Source organism: Bradyrhizobium sp. 192 (genome assembly GCF_023100965.1).
Taxonomy (GTDB): domain Bacteria; phylum Pseudomonadota; class Alphaproteobacteria; order Rhizobiales; family Xanthobacteraceae; genus Bradyrhizobium; species Bradyrhizobium symbiodeficiens.
Map to the genome: position 1 here is coordinate 1,819,065 of NZ_CP064690.1, position 22,816 is coordinate 1,841,880.

14 protein-coding genes and 7 pseudogenes are annotated in these 22,816 nt (G+C 58.5%); 12 read left to right on the forward strand and 9 right to left on the reverse strand.

Annotation, left to right across the window (positions count from 1 at the left end):
• Positions 1-86 precede the first annotated feature (86 nt).
• The 4 genes and pseudogenes from IVB24_RS08385 to IVB24_RS08400 all read right to left on the reverse strand — a co-directional run bounded on the left by IVB24_RS08385 (position 87) and on the right by IVB24_RS08400 (position 2,811).
• Positions 87-269: an acyl-homoserine-lactone synthase gene (locus IVB24_RS08385; protein WP_346771375.1), complete on the reverse strand. Its 183-nt coding sequence runs from the start codon at positions 267-269 to the stop codon at positions 87-89.
• A gap of 63 nt (positions 270-332) precedes the next feature.
• A complete protein-coding gene (locus tag IVB24_RS08390) occupies positions 333-1,787 on the reverse strand; it encodes an IS66 family transposase (protein WP_247772623.1) in 1,455 nt (484 codons plus the stop codon).
• A 64-nt stretch (positions 1,788-1,851) separates the two neighbouring features.
• Positions 1,852-2,267 (reverse strand): annotated as a pseudogene (locus IVB24_RS08395) (acyl-homoserine-lactone synthase); the annotation flags it as partial.
• Between the two features lie 76 nt (positions 2,268-2,343).
• On the reverse strand, positions 2,344-2,811 hold the full coding sequence (locus tag IVB24_RS08400; RefSeq protein ID WP_247406640.1) for a LuxR C-terminal-related transcriptional regulator: 468 nt from the start codon (positions 2,809-2,811) through the stop codon (positions 2,344-2,346).
• 598 nt (positions 2,812-3,409) lie between these two features.
• On the opposite strand from IVB24_RS08400, the gene ald reads away from it, so the two are divergent.
• Positions 3,410-4,522, forward strand: coding sequence for an alanine dehydrogenase (ald, locus tag IVB24_RS08405; protein WP_247338333.1), 1,113 nt, complete (start codon positions 3,410-3,412; stop codon positions 4,520-4,522).
• A 224-nt stretch (positions 4,523-4,746) separates the two neighbouring features.
• On the opposite strand, the pseudogene IVB24_RS40170 reads toward ald, so the two are convergent.
• From IVB24_RS40170 to IVB24_RS08420, 3 genes and pseudogenes are all read right to left on the reverse strand, one after another.
• A pseudogene (locus IVB24_RS40170) lies at positions 4,747-6,426 on the reverse strand (aldehyde dehydrogenase family protein).
• Between the two features lie 984 nt (positions 6,427-7,410).
• Positions 7,411-7,533 (reverse strand): hypothetical protein, encoded by a 123-nt coding sequence (locus tag IVB24_RS40020; RefSeq protein WP_256471579.1) that lies wholly within the window; start codon positions 7,531-7,533, stop codon positions 7,411-7,413.
• 242 nt (positions 7,534-7,775) lie between these two features.
• A pseudogene (locus IVB24_RS08420) lies at positions 7,776-8,056 on the reverse strand (hypothetical protein); the annotation flags it as partial.
• On the opposite strand from IVB24_RS08420, the pseudogene IVB24_RS08425 reads away from it, so the two are divergent.
• From IVB24_RS08425 to IVB24_RS08475, 11 genes and pseudogenes are all read left to right on the forward strand, one after another.
• A pseudogene (locus IVB24_RS08425) lies at positions 7,960-8,219 on the forward strand (cysteine desulfurase NifS); the annotation flags it as partial. The pseudogenes IVB24_RS08420 and IVB24_RS08425 sit on opposite strands and share 97 nt — an antisense overlap.
• Positions 8,216-8,487 (forward strand): annotated as a pseudogene (gene nifT, locus IVB24_RS08430) (putative nitrogen fixation protein NifT). The pseudogenes IVB24_RS08425 and nifT, both read left to right, overlap by 4 nt.
• Positions 8,488-9,613: 1,126 nt before the next feature.
• Positions 9,614-10,030, forward strand: a pseudogene (locus IVB24_RS08435) (nitrogenase cofactor biosynthesis protein NifB); the annotation flags it as partial.
• Positions 10,031-10,118: 88 nt separating this feature from the next.
• Positions 10,119-10,325: pseudogene (locus IVB24_RS08440) on the forward strand (ferredoxin); the annotation flags it as partial.
• Positions 10,326-11,287: 962 nt separating this feature from the next.
• Positions 11,288-11,602 carry a nitrogen fixation protein NifZ gene (locus IVB24_RS08445; protein WP_247772624.1) on the forward strand — a complete coding sequence of 105 codons (315 nt, stop codon included), beginning with the start codon at positions 11,288-11,290 and terminating at the stop codon, positions 11,600-11,602.
• Positions 11,599-11,838 (forward strand): nitrogen fixation protein NifZ, encoded by a 240-nt coding sequence (locus IVB24_RS08450; RefSeq protein ID WP_247394988.1) that lies wholly within the window; start codon positions 11,599-11,601, stop codon positions 11,836-11,838. The genes IVB24_RS08445 and IVB24_RS08450 overlap by 4 nt, the downstream gene beginning before the upstream one ends.
• Positions 11,839-11,853: 15 nt before the next feature.
• Positions 11,854-12,195 (forward strand): DUF3024 domain-containing protein, encoded by a 342-nt coding sequence (locus IVB24_RS08455; protein ID WP_247772625.1) that lies wholly within the window; start codon positions 11,854-11,856, stop codon positions 12,193-12,195.
• 31 nt (positions 12,196-12,226) lie between these two features.
• Positions 12,227-12,496 carry a DUF6129 family protein gene (locus tag IVB24_RS08460; RefSeq protein WP_247772626.1) on the forward strand — a complete coding sequence of 90 codons (270 nt, stop codon included), beginning with the start codon at positions 12,227-12,229 and terminating at the stop codon, positions 12,494-12,496.
• A 557-nt stretch (positions 12,497-13,053) separates the two neighbouring features.
• Positions 13,054-13,260: a hypothetical protein gene (locus IVB24_RS08465; protein ID WP_018459463.1), complete on the forward strand. Its 207-nt coding sequence runs from the start codon at positions 13,054-13,056 to the stop codon at positions 13,258-13,260.
• Positions 13,261-14,853: 1,593 nt separating this feature from the next.
• Complete coding sequence (locus tag IVB24_RS08470) at positions 14,854-15,216, forward strand: hypothetical protein (protein ID WP_247406631.1); 363 nt, start codon at positions 14,854-14,856, stop codon at positions 15,214-15,216.
• Positions 15,217-15,823: 607 nt separating this feature from the next.
• The gene (locus IVB24_RS08475) at positions 15,824-16,300 is read left to right on the forward strand and encodes an Lrp/AsnC family transcriptional regulator (RefSeq protein WP_247406628.1); all 477 of its coding nucleotides are present in this window, start codon (positions 15,824-15,826) and stop codon (positions 16,298-16,300) included.
• A gap of 932 nt (positions 16,301-17,232) precedes the next feature.
• Here the strand turns inward: IVB24_RS08475 and IVB24_RS08480 are convergent.
• Both IVB24_RS08480 and trpD read right to left on the reverse strand, forming a co-directional pair.
• A complete protein-coding gene (locus IVB24_RS08480; RefSeq protein ID WP_247772627.1) occupies positions 17,233-18,765 on the reverse strand; it encodes an AMP-binding protein in 1,533 nt (510 codons plus the stop codon).
• Positions 18,766-20,564: 1,799 nt separating this feature from the next.
• Positions 20,565-21,578, reverse strand: coding sequence for an anthranilate phosphoribosyltransferase (gene trpD / locus IVB24_RS08485; RefSeq protein ID WP_247406624.1), 1,014 nt, complete (start codon positions 21,576-21,578; stop codon positions 20,565-20,567).
• Positions 21,579-22,816 lie beyond the last annotated feature (1,238 nt).

Below are 22,816 nucleotides of genomic sequence, written 5' to 3' on the forward strand. Positions count from 1 at the left end.
GGGACCTGGCTTGTGCATGGTAAGTCTTGAGAGCGCAGAGTGGCTCTCCGCACCGATCTGCAGCCGTTACGTTTGCTTCCCAGAAGCTAGGCAGCGACTTGAATGACCGGAGCCCAGAGCACCGGTCCCGAGATTTGCGCCTTGCGGATGCGGTCCAACGCATCGGACGAAACCTCCAGGTAGCCCGCGACAGCCGTGGTGTTTCCAAGGGGGCGCGCTTTTCCCACTCTGCGAAGGGGCCATCCGGCCCGGCGAAGAATCCGCCCCATGCGGGCGTCGGTCACAGTGACGATTTCGATCAATTCGGTAACTGCCCAGGTCCGTTTGCTCGGTTAGGCGACGCTGAGTTTGTGGATGAGTTGTGTGGGGCATCGGGACAATGTTTCGAGCATGTTCCATCCGCGCTTTCGAGCGGTACCGATCAGGGTGCGAAGCGTGGCGAAATTGTCTGCGCCTTGTGAGGTGCGGAAGCCTGCAGAGATCTTCTGCCGCAATTTCATCATCCGAGCATCGCGCTCGGCCTCGTTGTTGGTAAACGGCACCGCCGAGTTGTGCAGAAACAGCAGCACCGCCTCTTTATGTAACTTGAGGCGCAACAGGAGATTATGGCCCGTGCGCCGTCTGATCCGCCCGCGCTTGATGTCGCGAGGCAGCGCGGGTAGCGCCTCGTGCCAGGCGATACCGGCGCGGATAATGCGGTCATAAAGTCGCTCGGCGGCGCGGATTCTGTTGGGACGCAGCGCGCCTGTCTGATCGGTTGGATGCTCTGACGCCAGATTGACCTCGTGGCACAGGCAGCGGAGCAACCCGCGCATGCGCCGGGCCCAGGCCTCGCCATCGATGTCCACCAGCGCCGTCAACTCGCGCAGGTGATGCGCATTGCACAGCGCATGCGTGACACCGGACATCTGAAAATAGGATGTCCAATGGTCGTGCACAACGATATGCGCCGCTTGCGTCAGCACCTCGCCGCGCCTGGGTGAGACGCGATAATGCACCAGCCCATTGATCCCGGCGGTGCCCGCGACATGCAGCCATTGCGGCGTGGCGCCCACCCAAAACCCGGTCTCATCCAAATGCTTGACCGGTGCCCGGCGGATTTGCTCGCAGACTGCCGCAGCGAAATCCTGCGTCCGGCTGGCAGCCCGGGCGATCATTTGTCCGATCGTGCCGGCCGAGATGGTCACGCCAAACAGATCGGAGAGGATTTGCCCGAGCCGATCTTCAGGCAGAAACTGTCCCGCCGACAGATAGGTCACCACAGCGGCCAACCGGACGCCATATTGCGCCGGCGCCCTTACCTCGGGTGGAAACGATCCTGTCGTGACCGCGCCACAGCCGCTGCATTTGCAACGATAGAGCTGATGCTCCGTGACGAGCAGCGGCGCCGGCGCCGGCAGATCGAACACCTGACGGCTGCCGACAAGTTCCAGCAGTTCACCCTCCAGCGCCATTCGGCAGCGCCCGCATCTGACAGGGCGATGCATGATCGTATGATCGACCCGTTCGGACCGCTTCAAGTGTTTGCCTGCATGGCCGGGCTGGCCGCCGGGCTTCTTCAACCCTCGCTCACGCAGGCTCTGTGTCCGGCGAGAAGCCTGGCCCGGTCCATCGCTCGAAGGCGGCTTGCTGCTATTGGAGCTATCCAGACCAAGCCGACGCTCCAGATCGGCCACACGCACCGTCAGCAATGCGTTCTGCTGCTCCAACATCAGGTTGCGCTCCTGCAACTCCCCAATCAGGGCCAGCAGGGCATCCACAGACAATGAGGAATTTGGCGGCGTCACCCATACCTTGACTCACAAACACATGTGGTCAGTCAAGAGAATACAAACGGCCACCTGGGCAGTTACTCAATTCGATGGAAAGGCCAAATTCAATCATGCCCGCAAACAGCACGTAAGTGGCAGCAGCAACTCCACCGCTCGCCGGCGCATCCGCGGGAACATCGAGCGCGAATCGGCTGCTCTCCAGATCCAGTCGCTTCGTGGTGCCGGCTGCCCGTCCAGCAGGATCGGAAAAGTGTCCCTCAGCATGGTTGCCCCGGTGGAAGGCAAAAGCCGCACGCAACCTTGAATTTGTCCGGCTCCCGAGCGGTTCAGTAGACGCACCGGTCGAAGGACGTCAAATTCGTCCACTTCCATGTCGCCGCTGACTTCGACGGTCCAATCCAGACGCTGCTTGAAAGCGCGGTAGCGCAGCCGGTGCATCTCGGCGCGATCGTTGACGAATTCCCCGTAGTACTCCGGCATGATGAGCTGCATCATTCTCGCCTCCCTGCTTGATTTCGGCAACTAAGCAGAGAGGCCTAGGCGAGCGCATCCTGTGCAGTTCCAGAGGCGTTTATGGAGGGCTGGCGATCCATTTTCGAGATTTTGATTCGGTCAACAGCACGATCGCTTGACGCAGGGAGCTGACACGGAGCTTCGCACGGGCGCTGTCCAGGTGAAAACCCGCGGTTTGCTCTGCGATACCGAGAATGATCCCGATCTCCCCGGCCGATTTACCGCGCGCGGACCATTCGAGACACTGGTACTCGCGAGGAGACAGCACCACGCCGCCGACCATGCGATCAATCGTCCAGAACCGTTTTGCATGTTCATGGAAAACGGTTGCGACTAACCGCAGGCTCTGGGCGTGCTCGAGAAGCGCGCGCGCGAAACCAGCTCGACGCTCGTCAGTTGCAAAGCTCAGCGCGGCGATTACGCACCTGTCATCGAGGATAGCGAATGTAAACCCGCAGCGGATTCCAAATTTGTCGGCTTCTTCGAACAGAGCGCGTTCAGGCTTCGGCCGATTTTCGCACTTCAAATCCGGGCCCCGATCGGAAGGGCTTAGGCTGGCGCATTGCCCGACGTACCACCGGATCGACGGAGTCGTAGCCGCGCTGCAGATGGATGACGGTCCAGGAGGGGGATATGTCGAGATCAGGTTGCAAGCACTGCCTGGCTCGCGGGAAGAGCGAGATATGCGAAGCACGATAGCTTGAGCGCAGCGGCGACCCAAGCCATGCTCTGCTAAGCTGCGTCTCGATGCGTACTTTCGATCAATCGTTCAGCAGACCTTTGAAAAACCCGATCCATCCTTTGATGAACTAACGGGCCTCCATCGCAAGCGCTACTCATTTTAGCAAATCGAGCATCGTTGCGAATGAGGCAAAACAACGAAGAAGTCGATCCAATCCGGCGTAGATCAATCCTGATCACGACTGTTTGGTTTGGCTGCCGGGGCCGCATCAGGTCTCGCCACCCTGTGGTAGCATCCTGCAACTCGGCAGTATTCGGTTGTCCGTTCGAAATCCTGCAAGCAGGCATGTAAGATCGCCGGATTACTGCGCTATTTGGCCTCTCGCCCCGAGGTTTGTGACGCTCTTCCGATTACAACGAGCTGCTCACCATGGAGATTGCAAATGAAGGTCGGTGTTCCCAAGGAAATCAAGACGCACGAGTACCGCGTCGGCCTGACGCCTGGGGCCGTCCGCGAATACGTGGCCGCTGGCCACAGCGTATTGCTCGAGACGAACGCCGGCGCCGGGATTGGCGCAACAGACGAGATTTACCAAAAGGCTGGAGCAACGATTGCGGCCTCTGCTCGCGAGGTGTTCGCGTCAAGCGAAATGATCGTGAAAGTCAAGGAGCCGCAGCCCTCCGAATGGACGCAGCTGCGAGAAAACCAGATCCTCTTCACTTATCTGCATTTGGCTCCGGATCCGGAGCAGGCGAAGGGCCTTATCAAGTCTGGCTGCACCGCAATTGCCTATGAAACTGTGACTGACGCGAACGGCGGCCTTCCACTGCTTGCCCCTATGAGCGAGGTTGCGGGACGACTTGCGATCGAGGCCGCGGGTGCCGCGCTGAAGAGGTACGCCGGCGGACGGGGACTGCTGATTGGCGGGGTACCGGGCGTGCCACCCGCTCGCATCGTGGTGATCGGCGGGGGCGTTGTCGGCACTCACGCTGCAAGGATGGCGGCAGGCTTAGGCGCTGAGGTCACAATCCTCGACCGTTCGATTCCCAGGCTTCGCGAACTGGATGAGCAGTTCGAAGGGCGAGTACGGACCAGATTCTCGACGATCGAGGCCGTTGAAGAAGAGGTATTTGCGGCAGATGTTGTCATTGGCGCCGTTCTCGTTCCTGGCGCGAGCGCGCCGAAACTGGTCAGCCGAGGTATGTTGAGCTCGATGCGCAAAGGCTCCGTGATCGTGGACGTGGCGATCGATCAGGGCGGATGTTTCGAGACATCGCGGGCGACGACACATGCCGATCCAACCTATGAGGTGGATGGCGTGATCCATTATTGCGTTGCAAACATGCCCGGAGCTGTGCCGCTCACCTCAAGCCAGGCACTCAACAACGCTACGCTACCTTTTGGTTTGGCTCTCGCAAGTAAAGGATTTGCAGCTGTGCTCGAAGATCCGCATCTGCGCGCCGGCCTAAATGTCTATCGGGGCCGGCTAACCTATAAGGCTGTCGCCGAGAGTCTTGGGCTTCCCTTCTCGCCGATCGAACAGGCTGCGGCCTGATCCCAGAGGCTCTGCTGCGGACATTCTCTCGCAGACTTGGGCCACTCATCAGAGTGGCCCTTTTTTTGTGCCGAGTATCAGCCACAGCTTGGAGTGGAAGTCCTCTAGGCAAGGCGACGGCGAGGGGCTCGCGAAGCGCAAGCGCGTCAACACGCCCGGGGCTTTTTCAATGCGGGGCACGGAAGGGACGACTGCTAGTGCCTTTGCGCACGTCCAACCCGCAGCTAGAGCTCACTCGGGGCGCGGTCGGGCACATCATCCTTCCAGCGTACCGATCCAAACGGGCGCTCCAGCATACGACGGAGACGCACGGGCTCAGGCCCGACATGGAAAGCCGTGGCCTTGCATCTAATGCGCGCTCCGAGCGCGTCCAGCGGTTGCGTTGGCGCAAATAATCGAGCCATGTCGGGCAGTGATAGCGCTCGGTCCACAGCTCGGGTCGGCGATATCACGCCCAATCGACCAGCCATAGGCGCCGTTGCGTTGCCCATAGCGCTGCACATTCTGCATAACGTTGTGGAAGGCTCTCGCATTTTCCGAAGCCACACGATATTCGAGCTCAACCACCAGCGGGCCGCTCCGGTATGTCAGCAGAAGCCGCTCCTTAGGATCGCAAGCATTTCGGCGTCCTCCCCGCGATCGGTGATGGCCGGCATGCGCAGCCAGCGCCCTAGCAGCGGCAAGAGCAGCATCAATCCGGCAGAGGCGAGCAGCGTGATGTCCACACCGACGGCATCGGTGAGGCGACCCCAGCCCCAACTGCCAAGAGCGAGGCCTCCAGAGAACGCAGCCTGCCAAGCTGCAACGGATCGGCCCGCAACCCAGCGCGGGGCCGAAAGCTGCACGTCAATGTTGAACGGCATCACGTCCATACGGCGCCCGCAAAAACAGAGCTGCGGCTGTCAAGGCCGAATTATGACTGAGCACCATCGCCGCGATCGCGCCGCTCATGGACAGTGTGCAGGCACGAACCGCATCTTCGCCGATCTCTATGCCGCGACCTTGGTCGAGAGCTTCTGCACGAATTCCTCATAGATGCTTGCCTGTGCGTAGAGGCGATTGGCGCAGACGCAGGTCTGGTCCATGTTGCGGTATTTGGAGACGATGGCGCCCTCGATGGCGGATATGGGATCGTCGAACTCCACGAAAGGCGCCAGCTCGAGGCCGAGCTTCTTCAGGCCGATGCAGGCCCGACCGTAGAGGATCTTGCCGACCTCCGTCGAGCCGGTGAGGCCGACAAAGCGCACGGCCGCGTGCTCGCACAAAACCTCGCCGATCCTCCCGAATCTCCGGCGATGACGTTGAAGACACTCTTGGGCACGCCTGCCTTCTCAGCCAGGGCTGCGAGCGCAACCGCCGAGAGCGGCGTCTGATTGCCTGGCTTCAGCACCACGGTGCACCTGCGGCGAGCGCCGGCCCGACCTTGCGGGTGATCATCGAGTTGGGGAAGTTCCACGGCGTGTGGCGCCGCAGACGCCAATCGGTGGCGTGATCGCAAGCAGCCTTGCATCCGGGCGCGGCGAGAGAATCGTTTCGCCATAGACGCGGCGCGCCTCTTCGGCGTACAACTCGACATAGGCGCCCCGATATCGAGTTCGCCTAGCGCCTCAGAGAGCGGTTTGCCCTGCTTGGAGGTCAGGATTAGCGCGAGATTCTCGCGATTTGCGACGATCAATTCGTACCATTTGCGCAGGGTGTTGGAACGTTGCTTGGCTGTGAGTTTAGCCCATGCAGGGAGCGCTCTTTCAGCAGCCTCCACGGCTCTCGTGCAGCCGCGGCTGAGAGCTGCGGCAGTTTGGCGAGCCAAATGCTGATCGCCAGATTGTTTTTACCGCAAGGCGATGTGAGCCAACTCAGGCGCCATCAATGTAGCTGGTCTCCCGCCGAAGTGACAGGTCCTTCAGACGCTAGCGAAGGAGGACAAGCCTTGCGTGGATTGTGCGCCGGTGGTCGGGGTCGTCGCCTTGCTCCTGGAGGTCTTCCAATTCGAGCAATCAGGTCTTCGTCGACCGCGAAAAAAGGCCGCGCGAGATACCGCGCGGCCGAGTCAGGGAGGAAACGCCCCGAAGGGCACTGAATAGGAGCTCGGCAAGTAAATGAACTCACCGCGAACTCCAATCTTGCACGAAAGGTCGTTAGATCGTGCAAGCGGATATCGGATACTCATTTACCTGAGAGGATTGGAGGCGTTCGTAGCGATATCTTGCAGTTTTTGTGCGCAGATTTCGCCAACTTCGCAGCACTTGCTATCTGCAAGCGCTTCTCGCGAGAACATTCGAACTTGCGTACTGTTCATTGAGAGCATCGAACATTCGCTCGTGTACGCGTCCGTCCCTTTGATGGTTTCAGGATTTACGGAAATCAATCTAAATTAGTCAGCGCTCGTGACAAGCGGCGGAGAAATGTTGAGCGCGGCGATCCAGCAGGATAGCTGCGCGTCGCGACAGTGCGAACCAGCATCGGGCGCCTCCGGACAAGTCATTTGAGGGGCAAAATGCGCAAAGTTGCGATCGGAATTCGTGGAGATCATCACCGCGTCGCGGATTGCGCGTTGGGCTACGCGAACAGCTGGCACCGCCGGGGATTTCAAGCGCCATTGTCACAGGCGCAATCTGCGCTGTCGCCATGCTCTACGGGAGCGTGGCGCAACGTGAGTCGAATGCCAGCAACGAATTCAAAGATCATGTTACATCGTTGTCACAGACCTTCTTGGAATCTGGGCAAATTGCAACCCTCCCTGCGGTCTGTCATCAATCTCTACGCAGCGGGCTTCCAGAAAGTGGTCTCGGCCCGACGAAGCCTTGGCTTCAGCGAGATTGAGGAGTTCAAGGCAAGTTACGAATAGCCGTCCGCGCAGTTGAGCATCGGGTGAGCGAGCTCAATCAGCCTCAGCGCCCGATATTGATGCTGAAGATGCGTTGCCACGACCATGAATTGATGTTGCGCGGCGAGGACAAACCCATCGCGATGAAAATCGTAGAAAGAGCGCCTCCGGGGCTGGATTCCATCACGGAGGTGGTTCCTCGGCACCAGCGTGGCGGAGCGAGAGCATCACAACTATCGTTATGAGGAGGACACGGCCGCGACGTCTCGGGCATCAAAGAACAACGGCAACTGTGGTGAAGTTCATAGTCTTGGAATCAGCTAGTAGTTCATTTTAAAGTGTCAGCGTGCTTCCTCGTGCTACTTCTTTGCTCCTTGCGGAGTCGCCAAGTGTTGGACGCAACGACCACTGCACTTTTGCGTGCTGTTCGTCCGAGGTGGTCTCCTCGGTCTGAGCCTTGATCTGGGCCACGCGCCCCAATGTCAGCCTTCTTGCCGGCGCCATTGACGATGGTGGTGTTCTCCTTGCCGATCATCACCCTTCTTGGTGCGACCGAGCACGTTGAGCGTGACGTTCTTCAGTTTAACGCCGAGATCTTCCGAGATCGCTTGGCGAAAGAGACGCAATTCTCCACCATCTAAATCGTGCGGGCATTGCCGCTTCGCTCGGATCAGCCTGCGGATCCTGCTCAATCGCGCCATCGCATGTCCTGCACGGCGCGCTGCGCTTGTCCCTGCCGCGTGAGACAACCCTCCAGAGGTCGACCAGGTCGTCTCCGTATTGTCAAACATTGTGGCTCACCTGCGCGCCAACTCGCGGGAGCATGCTAAACCACACAAGTATGCATCGCGGTCGAGAAAATTGGCCTCATGAAACTCTTGAGTCGCCGCTCTCTTGATGCGGGCCTTTCGCAAGAAAGATCTCGAAGAGCCGATCGCGGAATCCGAGTATGAAACGCTCCGGGGCGGTTGGGATCAGAATGGCCATTAACTGGATGCTCGATCTGCCTGAGATGGCGAGCGACACGCCGCTCCCGATCACAATGAATGCCAAAACGCGCGGGAAGAGAGGGGGACCGATGAACGCGCTCCCGCGAATTGAAATTCGTCAACGCAGTCGACGCGAAGGCGATTCCTACTGATCTTGGGGTGAGGATGAGAGCTCAGCATTGTTCCGTATCTCGGACCTGACCTCGCCGAGTTGATCGGACCAGATATGCCAATGACACAGGAGGCCTTCTGCCTTCTCCAGCAAAGTTGCGCTATCGCGCCAGCCCAAAGGCGACGTCTGGGATGTCGAGAGCGACTCACACCGCTCCACCGTGACGGCATTGATGGTCCAGCCGTTCGCGCGCGGGTGGAGCCGACACCACTAAATCATCATCTAGCATCCTTACCACTATCTGTGATAGTCGACTCTTGGTACGACGGCGCGATGCAGACGGCTCTCCGGTACACGCGACGGATGGCGTGAGGTGAAGGTATCGCGCGCTCCGGCATCCACGTCGATTGCTGGTATCCAATTTACGATCCGGCAGGCCAATAGGTGATCATGCCTCGGCGGCCCCATTGGCCTACTGTGCTGCGCAAGCCGCACGGCAGCGTGCTGCCGGTCAAGAGCTATCTAATTACTGACGCTGGATTATGTTGAGGTTCTGACTGAAATCGGCATCCAGACAACCAGTTCCCGACCTCATCAAGGAAAGGCGGAACGGACGGAGCTTCCTCTTCTTCGGCTGTCTCTTCACTGATCTGCTTTTGCTATTTATGCCCGGCAGATCGCCAAACGCTCGGCTGACGTCCATTACGCGCTCGTCGATCCGCAAGCACTCTCACGCAACGAACTCTGCTTTCTGGTCGAGCAACACCTGACACTGGTCGCGATATGGCCCCGCACGCGATAGAGATGTTGAGCGCCAAGTAGCGGCGCGAGGTGGTCGTCCCGCCGCTGTCCGCTAGTAGGAAGAGGTCGCATCGCAAGCGACTGGTGCGTGTTGGGAGATTTCACGCGAGCTCAATGAGAACCCAACGGCCATCTCCGTCACAATTGCGACGCCTGTCGCATTTGCGACCTGTGAACTGTCGCTGACGCGTGCACAACTGTGCGGATCAAGTCTAGCTAACTCGTTCATACGGCGGGAATGCCATCGCCATCCGAGATGGCACGCGAGTTGCTAACTCTCGTTCTGTGGCCGCTCAGGCTGGTCGCCACACTTGGTAGAGAATTGAATATGGACGCTGTTGCCGGACGCGGAAAACATGTCAAAGATGCTGAGGATAGCGGCGGGATGCGCCGATTGTAAGGGTTCCCGGAGCTCTTCGAAGAATGGCAAAGGGAGCTATGGGTCACAGGCTGTCCCAGGCGATCTGCCGGCCGAAATCTGGGACAAAGTTAGGACGCATCCCTGCTATAGCGAAGAAGCTCATCATCATGACGCTCGCATCCATGTCGCGGTCGCGCCGGCGTGCAATTTTCAATGCAACTACTGCAATCGTAAGTACGACTGCGCCAAAGAATCGCGTCCCGGTGTTGGTCGTGACAAGCTCACTCCTGAGCAGGCGGCGGGAAAGCTGCTCGCGGTAGCCACCAGAATTCCGCAGCTGACTGTGCTCGGTATCGTCGGCCCCGGCGATGCCTTGGCCAATCCGAAAGCGACTTATCATGCCATAGATCTCCGTGCCCGAGTCCGGCACAGCATTCGGGCTCAAAGGCCAAGCGCGGCGACGCCGCGATCCCGCAAGAACCGCTGATCTCGGTCGCGTAAGAGGTCGTATGCCATTCAAGATCGTCGCCTCGCAGTGGACGCGTTCCTCGGATTGTGAACCCTTATACCCGAATGTTGCAACGTCGGAGAAGGCTGGAAGCTTCGCAATTGAATCCCAGAAATGCACCGAACGCATCGTCTACTTTGACGAGCCGCAGTGTGTCGCTGTCTGTCAAGTTGAAAACACCAACGTCATGGATACATCAGTGTCGCGTTTACCACGCGCCTGCCTCAAAGGGGGGCTCGTGAACTTCATGCCGAGCTCCGTCACTCCAAAGTTGCGAGTATCGCCGTGTGCAGTGACGGCGCCGCAGGCGTCGACTTGCAATTTCCTGTTATGGCCATGGATTACTCGGGATCGATCGCCAACATCGGTGCGTAGGCGGCGCCACGGGCCCCGTAAGAAAGTAACGGAGCGCAACGGTCCAAAGTTGCGCCTCGATGTCGAGTGCCCACTAAGCAGCGCTGTCATCGATTTGACCCACGCCGCTGTGCAGACGAGCCTGTTCTTCGCCGAGCCAGGTGCATCGCGTTGCACTGTCGAAGGGGCCACCTGTCAGAGGAGCAAAGCTGCCCATGAACCTGGACCCAGTCATTCCACTATCAGCCAGCAAGGGAGCATTGGTCGCACACACGCGGCTCGACGAAGGTCTGCTACCCGAAGCGGAGGATCAGCAACGGCAGACCTGGCTCTTCTATCATCTGGAGGGAGTGGCCGAAAACATCTGCTCGAAGCAGAGACGTTGGCCTCTGTTCCGATCGAGCTCTACCGCTTACACTTCCACAGACTCGCTGGGCTAAGACGTCGGAGGTGGCAAAGCTCTGCATTTTATCGCGTCTGTTGGGTCGGGACGCAGCGCATCGCGCCGCGCCGGCTTGGTTGGCTGATGAATCATGAGGCTATTGAGTTTCGCCGCATGGTGGCACGACGTATGGGGCCGCTTGCCACGGTGAACGACCCGGATACCTCCGTGCACCTCGAGTACGCGCAGCGACCTTCACCTCATTTGGTAACCGCTCTGAACCGCGAAGCTGAACGGCATGCCCGCTACGAAGTGGCGAGTCGCATCGCGGATGACGAGTCGGCATGTCTCATCGCAAACAAGGACAATATGCTGCAGAAGAGCAGCTCTGCTCGCGTCTCCATGCGCCCTGCAGGTTCGCGAGGGGGCGGTGCATGAACATGATCGTTTCCGACAGTGATGTGGTCCAGCTAAGCGGGCGGCCCGCGTTCAGCTTTGGCGAAAAGGTGAGGGCCAGCAGTACCATCCGCAATGACGGCACCCTTTGCGGCAAGGAGATCGGCGACATTCTGGCCAAGAAGGGCGACCTGGGTTACGTCGTTTCCATCGGTGCGTTCCTGCGGAAATTCTATATCTACGGTCTCGAACTTCATGAAAGTGGCTACCGCGTCGGCGTGAGGCGCAAAGAGGTCGGACCGGTCGACGAGGGCGTAGATGATCTGCCATTGCCGGAAGTGGCTGTGTCATGACAGAGCCGCGCATTCCAAAATATCGATCGGGCCAGCGCGTGAAAACGGCAGCCAATCTCATCAATGACGAGTCAGTTGCCACCGCGCCGCCTGATGGGATCCTGGTCGGCGCCGGTGCCATCGGCGAGATCGTCCGGGTCGCGATGCATACCGAAGCAAGCGTGCCGATTTATCTTGTAGATTTTGGCGAGCGGCTGGTCGTTGGTTGTCTTGAAGAAGAGATCACAGTCCTTTGAGGGGATGTTCTCGCAATGAGAGTGTCGAGAGAGGTACCGGTCGGGCTGATCCCGCATCCGAACGAGCTAGATCGCAAGCGGATCGAACGTGCTTTGATCTCCCGCAAGCACTCGCCGAGTGTGACGCCGGTAAAGGCTGGCTATCTCATTGAGAGTCCCTGCTGCTCGCGCAATATTGAGAACGATGGCGGTCAGATCGAGGTCGCGCTGTTTCATTACGATGCCGTGAGCGGGATCTGGAAACTGTTCTTCAAGAATCATGCGCGAGGAAGCTGGAAATTCTACAGCATTTTCCACCGGCTTGCGTCGGCGATCGACGAATTGAACACGGATCCCGAGCGGCTGTTCTGGCAGTGATGCTCATTGGCAACAATCATAAGGAGTCACAATGGCGCTCGCCACAGAACAATTGATCGAAATCGAACGCCTGCTTGAGACAGCTAACACAGACACTAGCGCCGTTGCTGACCTAAGGCGCCGCTTTCCGCAGCTCACCTTGGTTCGATGTGATGCGTCGGATGTGGCGCAGCAGCCATTCCGGCGTCTTCCGCAGTTTGACCTGCATCTAATCGATGGATCGGGCCACTGCATGCAGATTACGGCCGACCAGGCGCGAGCGACTGGATTGGTGCTGGCTAGAAGGCATGTTGGGCGGTGATCGGCACTGGACCCGCAGAGAATCGCCCCGATGACGCGGAGGCGGTGAATGCAATTCCGCTCTCGCATCCTGATATCATTGTTGCCGACTGTCGGCCGTCGAAGCGCTATTGTGTTCGCAGCGAATTTCCAGTCGGTCGACGACTGAGATGCTCGAACGAGCTTTCGCGATCTATGTTGGCCGCAAGCATAGCGTTGCGGTTCCAAACGCACGATTGGGCTCCTGCCTAGCCTGAAGGCGCTCGGTATCGAGCGGGAAGAGGTAATCGCCTCTTCCTATTCGTTTCTCAGACCCTGCATGCCGTCAATCTGGCGGACGCACGGGGGAGTTTGCCGACACCGAATGTTGGTCCGAAACGTGCCTCAAGACGAATGCCGAAGAACGCATGAGGCCTAACACACGGGCGATTATCGCCGCCAACCCGAACGGGCCCCCGGCACCAATGCAGGTGCGAAGTTTAAGTCGCTGCGCGAGGTCCACCCCAAGGGGGCCGAAACTGAACACGCCACAATCGAGCAACCCACCGGTCTCTAAACCTGGCAAAAAGCGGGAACGATATGAATCCGCAGATCATCATTCACGTCCGCTTCGCCCCGAATGGCAGGGTGATCCAGATCAGCGAGCGCCCTGCGAGGCTCACGCCCGACCAATGGTTTGATGTTCTCAAGACCCGAGCCGGCTCTGCCTATCGCCCACTGTCCCGTGGTCGTGGCGTTTTTCGGGTGACCCGGGCCGCAGTTGATACCTTCAAGCAGAAACTGTGACGCCGGCATGAGCGAAGAGATCATCGATATCGTGGCTAGCCACGATATTGGGGTGTTCGCAGGCTGTCCCGCCGATGCGATCGAGCGGGTGGCGCCAGGGCGTGCAGTCTGTCGCAGATCGAAGACATCGGCGAGGGCCTGCCGGTTACAATTCTTGTGATTCTTTCGGCAATGACTATTTCGATAGTGCCAATCGTTGCTGGCACGACGGTGTTCGGCTTAGCATCGGTTACTGCGTGTTGTTCTCCCCGGATCGGTCATGATTCAGATACAACGGAACGGTGCGACCTTGGAGGTCGACAGTGGGTTTTGCATCGGGGTCCCGTAATGGACACGCGCTTAGATCGGTTGCACTCCACGCTGTAGTCGACAGTTGGGTCCGAGTGTCGGGGGGCGAACATTCGCGATGCATCGGCTTTGCGAAACACCCACGTGCCGGCGGTCTCGTTCCTCCGATAACCGATCGACAGGCCTCGTCCGATTGAAACCAAGAGGGGCGTTTCGCGCACCGGCTTGTCCAGCCACGCACTGCGGTTTTAACCGTCTTGTCCCTGATGCGCCTGACCATCGCCGATGCCTCAGCATCATTCTGAAAGTGTCCAGCTGGAGTCCAGTGGACAAGGATGTATACGGGACTGACACTGGGGGGCGCCAGCGCACTCGAATCCTTGAGACGACCGGCAATTTGAAGATCTCTATAACAGGGCGTCGTGTCCTTCTCTCAGTTGCACAAGAAAAAGCTTCACTCACAAGCATGCTTTGGCCGCGGGAGGAGCCTATGGGATTGAGACAAAAGCTCGCTAGCGTTTTCCTTCCTGCGGAGCCTTTAGCGCCGTCTGCTTCTCGAAAGCTCTATAAGCGGAAGACACCGCCCAGCATATGTTAGGTGAATCATTCCGTTCACGTCGCGATACGCGAGAAACGACAAGTCTGAGTTGGCAGCTGAATTAGACGGGGTTGTGTCTTACAGGGGATATTTTCCCAAAATTACCCAGATGCTGATTTCGAGGCCAGCGACCAATGCGACCTCATGTGGAATAATCACGGTCGGGTCAGGGTCGCGCCTCATAAGGTCGAAGCAGGACAGTTCCAGTCATCTCCATGCTGAGCGAAAAACGCCGGGTATCCACGGATGACCACTATGATAAAGTTCGATCGCTCCGATCTCATCGGCAAAGGCTGCCGCAGAGCCGGAATGATCTCGTGGGATTGCTCATGCCCTTCATCAGACGGCGAACACTGGGAGGACCATTCTCGGATCCTATTGTCAGTTCGAGGCATCCAATGTTCTTGATGACCTGAGCGAGCCCAAAGACATCTGCCCGTCAAGAACATCTGCTTGTTGGAAGCCTGCTCATGCCAAATGCAAGGAAATACGCCTGTAGCCGCCTCTTCCCAGTCGCATCGGCTTTCACGGAAACCGGAGTTCTTGCCATTGAGGGGCAGCGCCGCGATGCATGATCGACGAGCGCGTCGATGGATCTGCATTCTGGCTCATCGTTCCGAGCAGTTCCTGTTATCGGAGCAGGAATGCGATATGTTGGTTGATTTGTGCCTGGCTCATGTGGGTAGTCGCAAGGCGGTCATGATCACATGCAAACATTTCAGGACGCAATTGCAATCGAGCGCGCCCGCTATGCGGCCGCGCGTGGCGCAAGCCTTCTGATGCTGATGCCGGCCTACCACGGCGTGAGCCTCAACGCGGACGCGCCCTCGATGCTCGATCGTTTCGGCCGTATCGCAGATGCGGCCAAGATTTCGATCCTGATCCTGAATGCGCTGCTCAGTGGCGTGACGTTAACAATGTCGTTTCTGGTGCGCCTTGCCCGGGAGATGCCGCGCTTTAGTTATTTCAATATCGAGGTGCCGTTTGCCGCGGCGAAGCCGCGGACGTTGACTGACGCCGGAGGAGGGACAATCCTCGCCCCTTCGACGGAGAGGAAGCCATTACAATGATGCCAGATCTCGATGCTCGTGCGAGCGGGACGATACCGGGCGCGCTGCTTCCTGATCTATTGCGTCCAGTGATCGATCATCACACTAGGGGACGCAGGCGGGAAGCCGCCCTGCCTGTCGTGAATTGATTTCGAGAACTGCCAGTGTGGCCTGCGCGCCGCCACGGGCGCGGCGTGACATAGCTGAAGGAAATTCACCCTCACTAGCTCGCCCGCGACGTCAATCCAATGGCGCTCTCCATTGGTGACGCTAACGCGCCCACATGTCCGCTGCCGAAGAACTACGTTCAATCAGCTGCCAGGCGTCAAGAGAGGTGCGCTACCGACAAATTAACCTCCACAAACGGCGCCGTGAGGAAAAGAGCTTTAGCGGCTTATTGGAATCAGGGGAGGCGACGCAAGCCGACCGGGCGCGCACAAGACCGGAACCGGTGGTTGACTGTCCCCAATAAGGTTTGAGCCTTCAACTCATCAGTGCGCGCATTGTCGGCTGAAGACGTACATTCGTAAGGTGCTAGGGAGGAGGTTTAGAGATGGCCGGGACACTCAATGGGACTACTTCGCATGCTTGGAGGAGGCGGTCGCGCTCGAGAGTCCGCAATGGAGCCGTGGAAATCGACAAAATCGATGCTCGTATTCTTGATCTCGTTCAACGCAACAATCGCCTAAGCAGTGAAGAACTCGGCGCGAAAGTTGGCCTATCTGCATCAGGAGTTCAGCGCCGACTAAAGCGCCTGCGAAAAGAGGGCGTGATAGAATCAGACGTCTCAATCATTTCGCCAAGGGCGATCGGCCGAAACGTGACTATGCTGGTCCTCATTTTCTTTGAGCGCGATCGCGCCGACATCATTGATCGTTTTAAGCGGGGGATCCGCACTATGACGGAGGTGATGAGCGGGTTTTACGTCACGGGCCAAGCTGATTTCATCCTGTTGTTGACTGCAAATAATATGGAAGAGTACGAGCATTTCACCCGACGCTTGATAAATGAAAATCCAGATATAAAGCGCCTTGAAACTGTAGTTGTTCTGGACCGAGTCAAAGCCGGTTTCTTTTTACCAATGGGATCGTTGGCATGCTGGTGACCCCGCCGTGACCCTCAACGCCCTCATCTTGGATGGAGCATAATCGCTTTCCGCGCTGTGAGAGCGGTAACGACCATCTCGCACTCTCGGCCCGGGTCGATGCGGTCCGATTAAAATGAGGTCGCGTTCCAGCAATTCCATCTGGCTCGGCGCATGCTCCTCAACAGCAGTGTCCGAGGCTAACACTATGAGGCCGGCGCTTGTTGTGCGGTTTCGGGCTTCCGAACAAGTCAGGTCCGGTTCAAGACGCTTTGCGCGATCGACAGGTCGCTCATTTTTCCGGGCATATCAGAAGCTTTATTCAACATGGCGCTGATACGGGGATTGCTGCAAGCACTCGTCGAGGGCGAGCGTCCACGCAGGCTCGCAAGAGCGATCTCTCCTTATGAACCCGGACGGGCTCGAATGGCGCACTACTCATCGGTTGATAGGAAGATTGATACAAATCGCGCTCCCAAAGACGGCATGGGTAGTTCGATCACGTCCCAGAATACGCCGGCAGCAACAAGGGCAAAGCTCTAACTGACGCGGCGTCGGCGGCGAGGAGCCAAAAACCGAGATGGGATAGACGATCGGAATATCGGCTGAGTGAGGATGGCTACCCAACTGGCGACGTCGCTCCGGCTCAGCACCTCCATTAACTTCCTGGAAGAGTGTGGCACCTGTGAAGACATGGACGACGTCTCGGCCGAATTGGAGGCAAGCGAAACTTGGATGTCGCCAGATCAGAGCCCGACATCTGCGCGGTACCGGCATTCATAATGAGGATCCGCGGCATCAGCGACCTCGGGGCAACGTTATTCCATGGAAGGGCGCCGACATGATCAACTCGCAGCTGCCGTGTTCGCATAGACGCGGTGACCCGTGGGGTTTCGCGGCCCTCAGCGGCCACGCCTGCGGGGTAAAGGAAATGCCACACCCGATCGAAATCTTCAGTCGCCGTCGTTGTGCTGGCTTGATCGTGTAAGCCCCTTCAGCGCGAAATGCTGGATCTTGCCCAGCGCAGTTCGTGGCAATTCTGCCGTGAAAATAATTTCGCGCGGCACCTTAAAGCGGGCGAGCTGCGAGGCTGCATGCGCCGTTAGTGCTTCCGCGTCAAGCCGAACCCCCGGCCGCCTGATCACATAAGCGATCGGCACCTCATCCCAGCGCGGATCGGGTCGACTGACAACGGCGCAGTCTGCGACATCGGGATGCTCCATAAGCGCGCGCTCTACTTCCGCCGGGTAGATATTTTCTCCACCCGATATGATCAGGTTCCTTTTGCGATCATGAACCCAAAAGTATCCATCGGCGTCGCGGCGGCCGATGTCACCGGTGAGATACCAACCGTTGCGCAAAGGCTCGCGCGTTGCTTGTTGAGGGCCCCAATACCCGCTGAAGACATTCGGGCCCCGTACGGCGATCTCGCCCGGGCTGCCTGCCTGCAACTCGTTGCCGGTATCATCGAGGATAGCCGCTTCGCAACATAGGCCGGGCAAGCCGCTCGACCCCTTACGCGCAAGATCGCCGCCGAGCCTCGTATACACAGCAATAGGGCAGGTCTCGGTCGAACCGTAAACCTGCAGCACTGGCACCCCACGCGCGACAAAGCGTTCGATAAGGTGCTGCAGGACCATCGTTGAACCGGTGCAAATTGCCTTCAGTGAGGAGAGGTCCGTCGTCCGCCACTGAGGATGATCGGCTAGGGATTGCATCGTGGTAGGCACCAACGCTGCCAGCGTAGGTCTGTCGCGTTCGATCGCAGCAAGCGTCGCCTCGGGCGTAAATCGCGTGTGAATGGTGACGGTCGCGCCGTGATGCAACGCCGGCGTGGTCTGGATATTCAGGCCGCCAACGTGAAACAGCGGCAAGACTGTCAGGACATGATCGGTCGAGCTGAGATTATGCATGTGCTGACTCATAATTCCATTCCACAGCAACGCTTGTTGACGCAGCACAGCGCCTTTCGGCCGCCCTGTGGTACCCGAAGTATAGACAATCAGAAGCGGGCAAGATAGGTCCGTGTGCTGATTGCGATCGTCGCCTCGACCCTGGTCTACCAGGCAGTCCCACTTACTTCCGCCGAGAGGCGAAAAGTTCAACCCGGCAACAAAGGTATCAGGCAACTGCCCCGCCAGAGCTGGTAGCAGTGCATCAAAGGCCTGTTCTAGAACTAGCACTTTGGGACGGGCGTCGGAGAGGATGAACAACTGTTCCGCGACCGTAAGCCGCCAATTTAATGGGACGAGCATTGCGCCGAGTCGCGCGCAGGCATACAGCAGGGCCAGGTAGTCGGGCCGGTTGAGCCCAAGGATCGCGACGCGGTCGCCTCTCTCGATGCCGAGCTGATGTTTTAGAGCACGAGCGATTTGCTCGATCCTTTGACTGAAGGCGGCGTAGCTTAGGGTGCCCCCGTCGAAGTGGATCGCGGGTTTGTCGGGAGTAAACGACGCGTTTCGCTCAATCAGTGTGCAAAGATCCACCTTTGTCCCCTTTTCGCTCAGGTTCGCTACGTACTTGGAAAACTGCTTAAACCCTTGACCTCCTGAGCCGTTCGAAAGCTCTCGATCGCGATCAGACGCATCGGATGGCTTCAGGCACGCGAGCAGTCAAGCGATCTCAGTCGGAAGCATACGGTCTTGACGACGTCATCAGCCCGGGCTCGAATCTCTTAAAGCGTAAAGGCGGAGGCGCTTCGTCACGGGCTCCGGTTCGTCCAACAGCGCTGGCGTGCATCTGCGCGCAGTGATAAGCGCACCATGACGTTATCTTCTGCAGGTTTCCGACTTACAGGCTCACCACAGATATGGGCCGATTGGAACCATCCGAGGTCGGATCGACCGTCCTGCAGCCGAGATGATGGCGCCGTGCGAGATCCAAGCGGGCTGAGCGAACAGAACCAAAAACGCCTTGGTTCAACTGATCTCCACGGGTGTCCCGGCCCGCGGAGGAACTCGCTTTCCAATCTTCAATTGGGGGGAGCCGCACAGCGCGGTAGGGTGACGTTGACGTCCTCTGAATTGACCAGCTCTCCAGCGATGTGGATCAGAGAAGGCGTATGGTGCCGGCCCAAGATTGTCATGCCCATCAAAACCACCCGCAAGCCGCACTGTCGCGATGATCGAAGTAAGGCGGTGCGGTGCAATTCTGACATGCTCGAACATTCGCAATCCTATCTCGACCAGCCCGAGACTGGTGTACCTTGAGATGGTACAATTTCACGTTACGTGCGATTCAAGCTGGAAGAGCTCGCGATGCCAAGCTTAAATTAATCGCCGCGACCGAGAAATACACAGTACCACGTCTTCCGCACTCGACCCTCACGCCATAGCGTGCGTTTGGTCCCGCCAACGCAATTCACGAGATGCACCCCGGCTGCGGCGCCTGCCTTGAAGAACGAGCCGCACGAATGCGCGAGCGCGCCGCCGTACGGCGGCAAATGGCGATGGCAGATATTCGCGGTGCGACGCGGCAAATCGCGTCGGAAACGCCGCCGGTGAAGACGTCGACTAAATCGAAGCCGAGCCCGGTGGCAAGGGGTTGGCATGATCGAAGAGCGCAGCTCCGGCGTTCGGTTTTCCGTGTTTTCGTTGTGGCGATATCATCCAGATAGTACTTGCGCACTTCAGCCGTCTTCCTGAGGCACTCCGGGCATCAAGGCCTTCGCGCAGGATTGGGCCAAAAAGCGTAAGCCGTGGCTCACGAACTCGTCGTCGCCATCGGCATAGGTGCGGGTGAACCATCGGCACCCCCGGGGCCCGCAAGATGACGCCACCTCCAAGGTTTGGGAGCGTCGGCAGCTCTCCGCGCGTAGCGGCATGAGAGCACCCAGTGGTTTCCGGAATCGTCGACAATCTGCTTTTCTTGCAGCGAGAAGATGCTTATCGAGTGTTGTGTGCAGCGTACCCCGCAGATTTCGGGGGATGGAGCTGTCTGTATCGATGACCTCCCGAAATTTCCGAACGATGTGTTCTACCTTTGCCCTAAATGCGAGCGCTTCTACCGTTCGTGGGGAACGTCATTGCTCATCCTTTGACGCATTGCGTGCACACAAAATTGAGAACCTAAGCTTCGGCCGTGGCCTTCTGATTGTCTCGGCAGGCTGCTTCACACTGGTTTTCGCGATCTGAGGCCTTTCGCGCATCCCGCTCCCGTAGATCCGAAAGCGGGGCTGCTGCGTCTGTGACCCGGCAACCGCGGTAAGCGCCTCGACGTGTGGCAGAGGGAACTCGCGCGTTGCGCGTGCAACCTTCGCGCTCGTAGGGCTTCGATGCTGGTGTTCTCAAGCATTGGAGATCGCGATCAGGTGTGTCAATCGCGCGGCTGCCGCACCGCTATTAAGGGATTCTTGCCCAAGGGCGACGCCGTGCTTCAAGCTCGTTGCGTGGCCGGCCACGATCATTGCCGCGGCGGCGTTGAGAAGAGCAACATCGCGGTACGGACTTGACATGCCGTCGAGCACGCTTTGCAGCGCGATTGCATTGGCATCGGCGTTGCCGCCCCTCAGCGCCTCGTTGTGGCAGCGGGCGAGGCCCGCTTCTTCCGGGGTGACTTCGAAGGTACGGATCGCATCTCTCTCTAGCGCGGCAACAAACGTCGGCCCGGTGAGGGTGATCTCATCGAGTCCATCTGAGCCATGCACCACCCACACCGACTCAGCACCAAGGTTCTTTAACACTTGCGCCAAGGGCTGCACCCATCGACGCGAAAACACTCCGACAATCTGCCGCTTGACTCCGGCCGGATTTGCGAGCGGGCCGATTAGATTGAAGATCGTGCGGGTCCCAAGTGCCGCTCGGATCCGGGCAACGTGGTGCATAGCCGGATGACGGATGGGCGCAAGCATGAAGCCGATGCCAGCTTCGTGCACACAACGAGCAACGCCTACAGGCGGGAGGTCGACCTTCACGCCGAGCCGGGCCAAGACGTCAGCAGCGCCTGGTAGTGAGGACACGGCGCGGTTGCCATGCTTGGCCACCGGAACGCCGGCCCCGGCGACGATGAATGAGGCGCATGTGGACACGTTGACTGAGCCCGAAGCGTCACCGCCCGTACCAACGATGTCGACGGGATCGGGGGGCGCACTGACCCGGAGCATTTTGCTCCGCATGGCCGAGGCTGCGCCGGTGACTTCTTCCACGGTTTCGCCACGTACCCGCATCCCCATTAACAATCCTCCGATCTGGGAGGATGTCGCCTGGCCCGACATCATGATTTCAAAGGCTGTTGCGGTCTCCTCGCGGGTCAGCGTGGCACCTGTAGCAACTTTGCTAATGATCGATTTGAGGGCGTTCATTGCTCTCCACGTGCTTAGTCGTTCCAATTGGCCAGTCCCGCGTGCGAGCGCGACCTCAATCCGCTAGATGATCCCATCTTCCATGTTGTCGATACCCACGCTGTTCTTTGCTGATATATCATCGGACAAAACGTCGCGGTTTTGTGGATCGAGCCGAACTCGACGGTTGCAGGATGACGTCGATGCCACACACGACTACTCGCCGTTGATGCTCCCCGCTGGCGCTGGCGCATAGCTCGAGATCCTGACCAAATACACTGCATGCTGCTCCTGATATGGCATTATGTCGCGCCGTCTCGATCACAAATGGTGCTCCTCCTCTTTGAGGTACTTGACCTTAGAGCGCGTTGCGCAACTTGCGCGCGTCTCGGCCGGCATCATCGGCGCTCGTTACCGGAAGCGTCTGCTTAGTGGATGTTTGCACTGATCCTAAGTCACTCGTTATCGATACTTGCGAGCCCATGACATCATTCTCACCCTTTTTCGTTTTCTGCGTTCAACAGCGAGGCGTCATTCGAAACGGGCATTGGTGGGGTCATGCAGCTCGGCAACCGGTCCGGCTCGGACCGCGTATGCGTCGTCGAGGCATGCGCGGTGTCAGCTTGAACGTCAGTCCGCTCTGCAATCCTACAACCTGACGCTGCGTAAGAATCAAGCTATCCATGGCGTTCACCTGCAAAGGAGCAAGTGTTCCTTGCTCGAGATCAGATCAGACGATCGGACGGCAAGACGGTGGGTGGTTCCATCGTCGAGCATGGCGGGATGACTTCTTCTGCAACCAGCCCGTCGCGGAATCGTTGACCGCGATCGGTATGATGGCTTGTCTCCTCCTAAGGATTGTTATCGTTGGCGATGAATGGACCAACAATCCATCAGTAGGGCGCACCTTAGATCTAGTGTGACTGACGCGTCCGTTGGTGGATCAGAGTCAGCAGGGCGGACCGCGCTTGCATCGATCGCGAACTCCAGATGTCGATGGCGTCGACACGCAGGAACCTCGCAATTACACCACGCAATGCTAGCAGTGTAACGAGCAGATCATCTCGAGTGTTACGCACTTTGCGTAGTCCCCACGCGAGGTTCGATGCGCGGCCAATCAGGCTTATGCGACCAGCTCCACCTGCGTCGACGCAACGCCGTCGTCCTGATCGACAACGTGGTCACCGAATTCAACGCCCCACCCGGGTTGATCTATTTGACGAAGGTCGCGAATTCGAGTTCTGCGCGGAATGTGGGCG

Excerpts from the sequence above, each read along its gene's own strand:
- IVB24_RS08385 (WP_346771375.1), bottom strand. The coding sequence starts at position 269 with ATGGGGCGGATTCTTCGCCGGGCCGGATGGCCCCTTCGCAGAGTGGGA.
- ald (WP_247338333.1), top strand. The coding sequence starts at position 3,410 with ATGAAGGTCGGTGTTCCCAAGGAAATCAAGACGCACGAGTACCGCGTC.
- IVB24_RS08445 (WP_247772624.1), top strand. The coding sequence starts at position 11,288 with ATGAACATGATCGTTTCCGACAGTGATGTGGTCCAGCTAAGCGGGCGG.
- IVB24_RS08450 (WP_247394988.1), top strand. The coding sequence starts at position 11,599 with ATGACAGAGCCGCGCATTCCAAAATATCGATCGGGCCAGCGCGTGAAA.
- IVB24_RS08455 (WP_247772625.1), top strand. The coding sequence starts at position 11,854 with ATGAGAGTGTCGAGAGAGGTACCGGTCGGGCTGATCCCGCATCCGAAC.
- IVB24_RS08460 (WP_247772626.1), top strand. The coding sequence starts at position 12,227 with ATGGCGCTCGCCACAGAACAATTGATCGAAATCGAACGCCTGCTTGAG.
- IVB24_RS08465 (WP_018459463.1), top strand. The coding sequence starts at position 13,054 with ATGAATCCGCAGATCATCATTCACGTCCGCTTCGCCCCGAATGGCAGG.
- IVB24_RS08470 (WP_247406631.1), top strand. The coding sequence starts at position 14,854 with ATGCAAACATTTCAGGACGCAATTGCAATCGAGCGCGCCCGCTATGCG.
- trpD (WP_247406624.1), bottom strand. The coding sequence starts at position 21,578 with ATGAACGCCCTCAAATCGATCATTAGCAAAGTTGCTACAGGTGCCACG.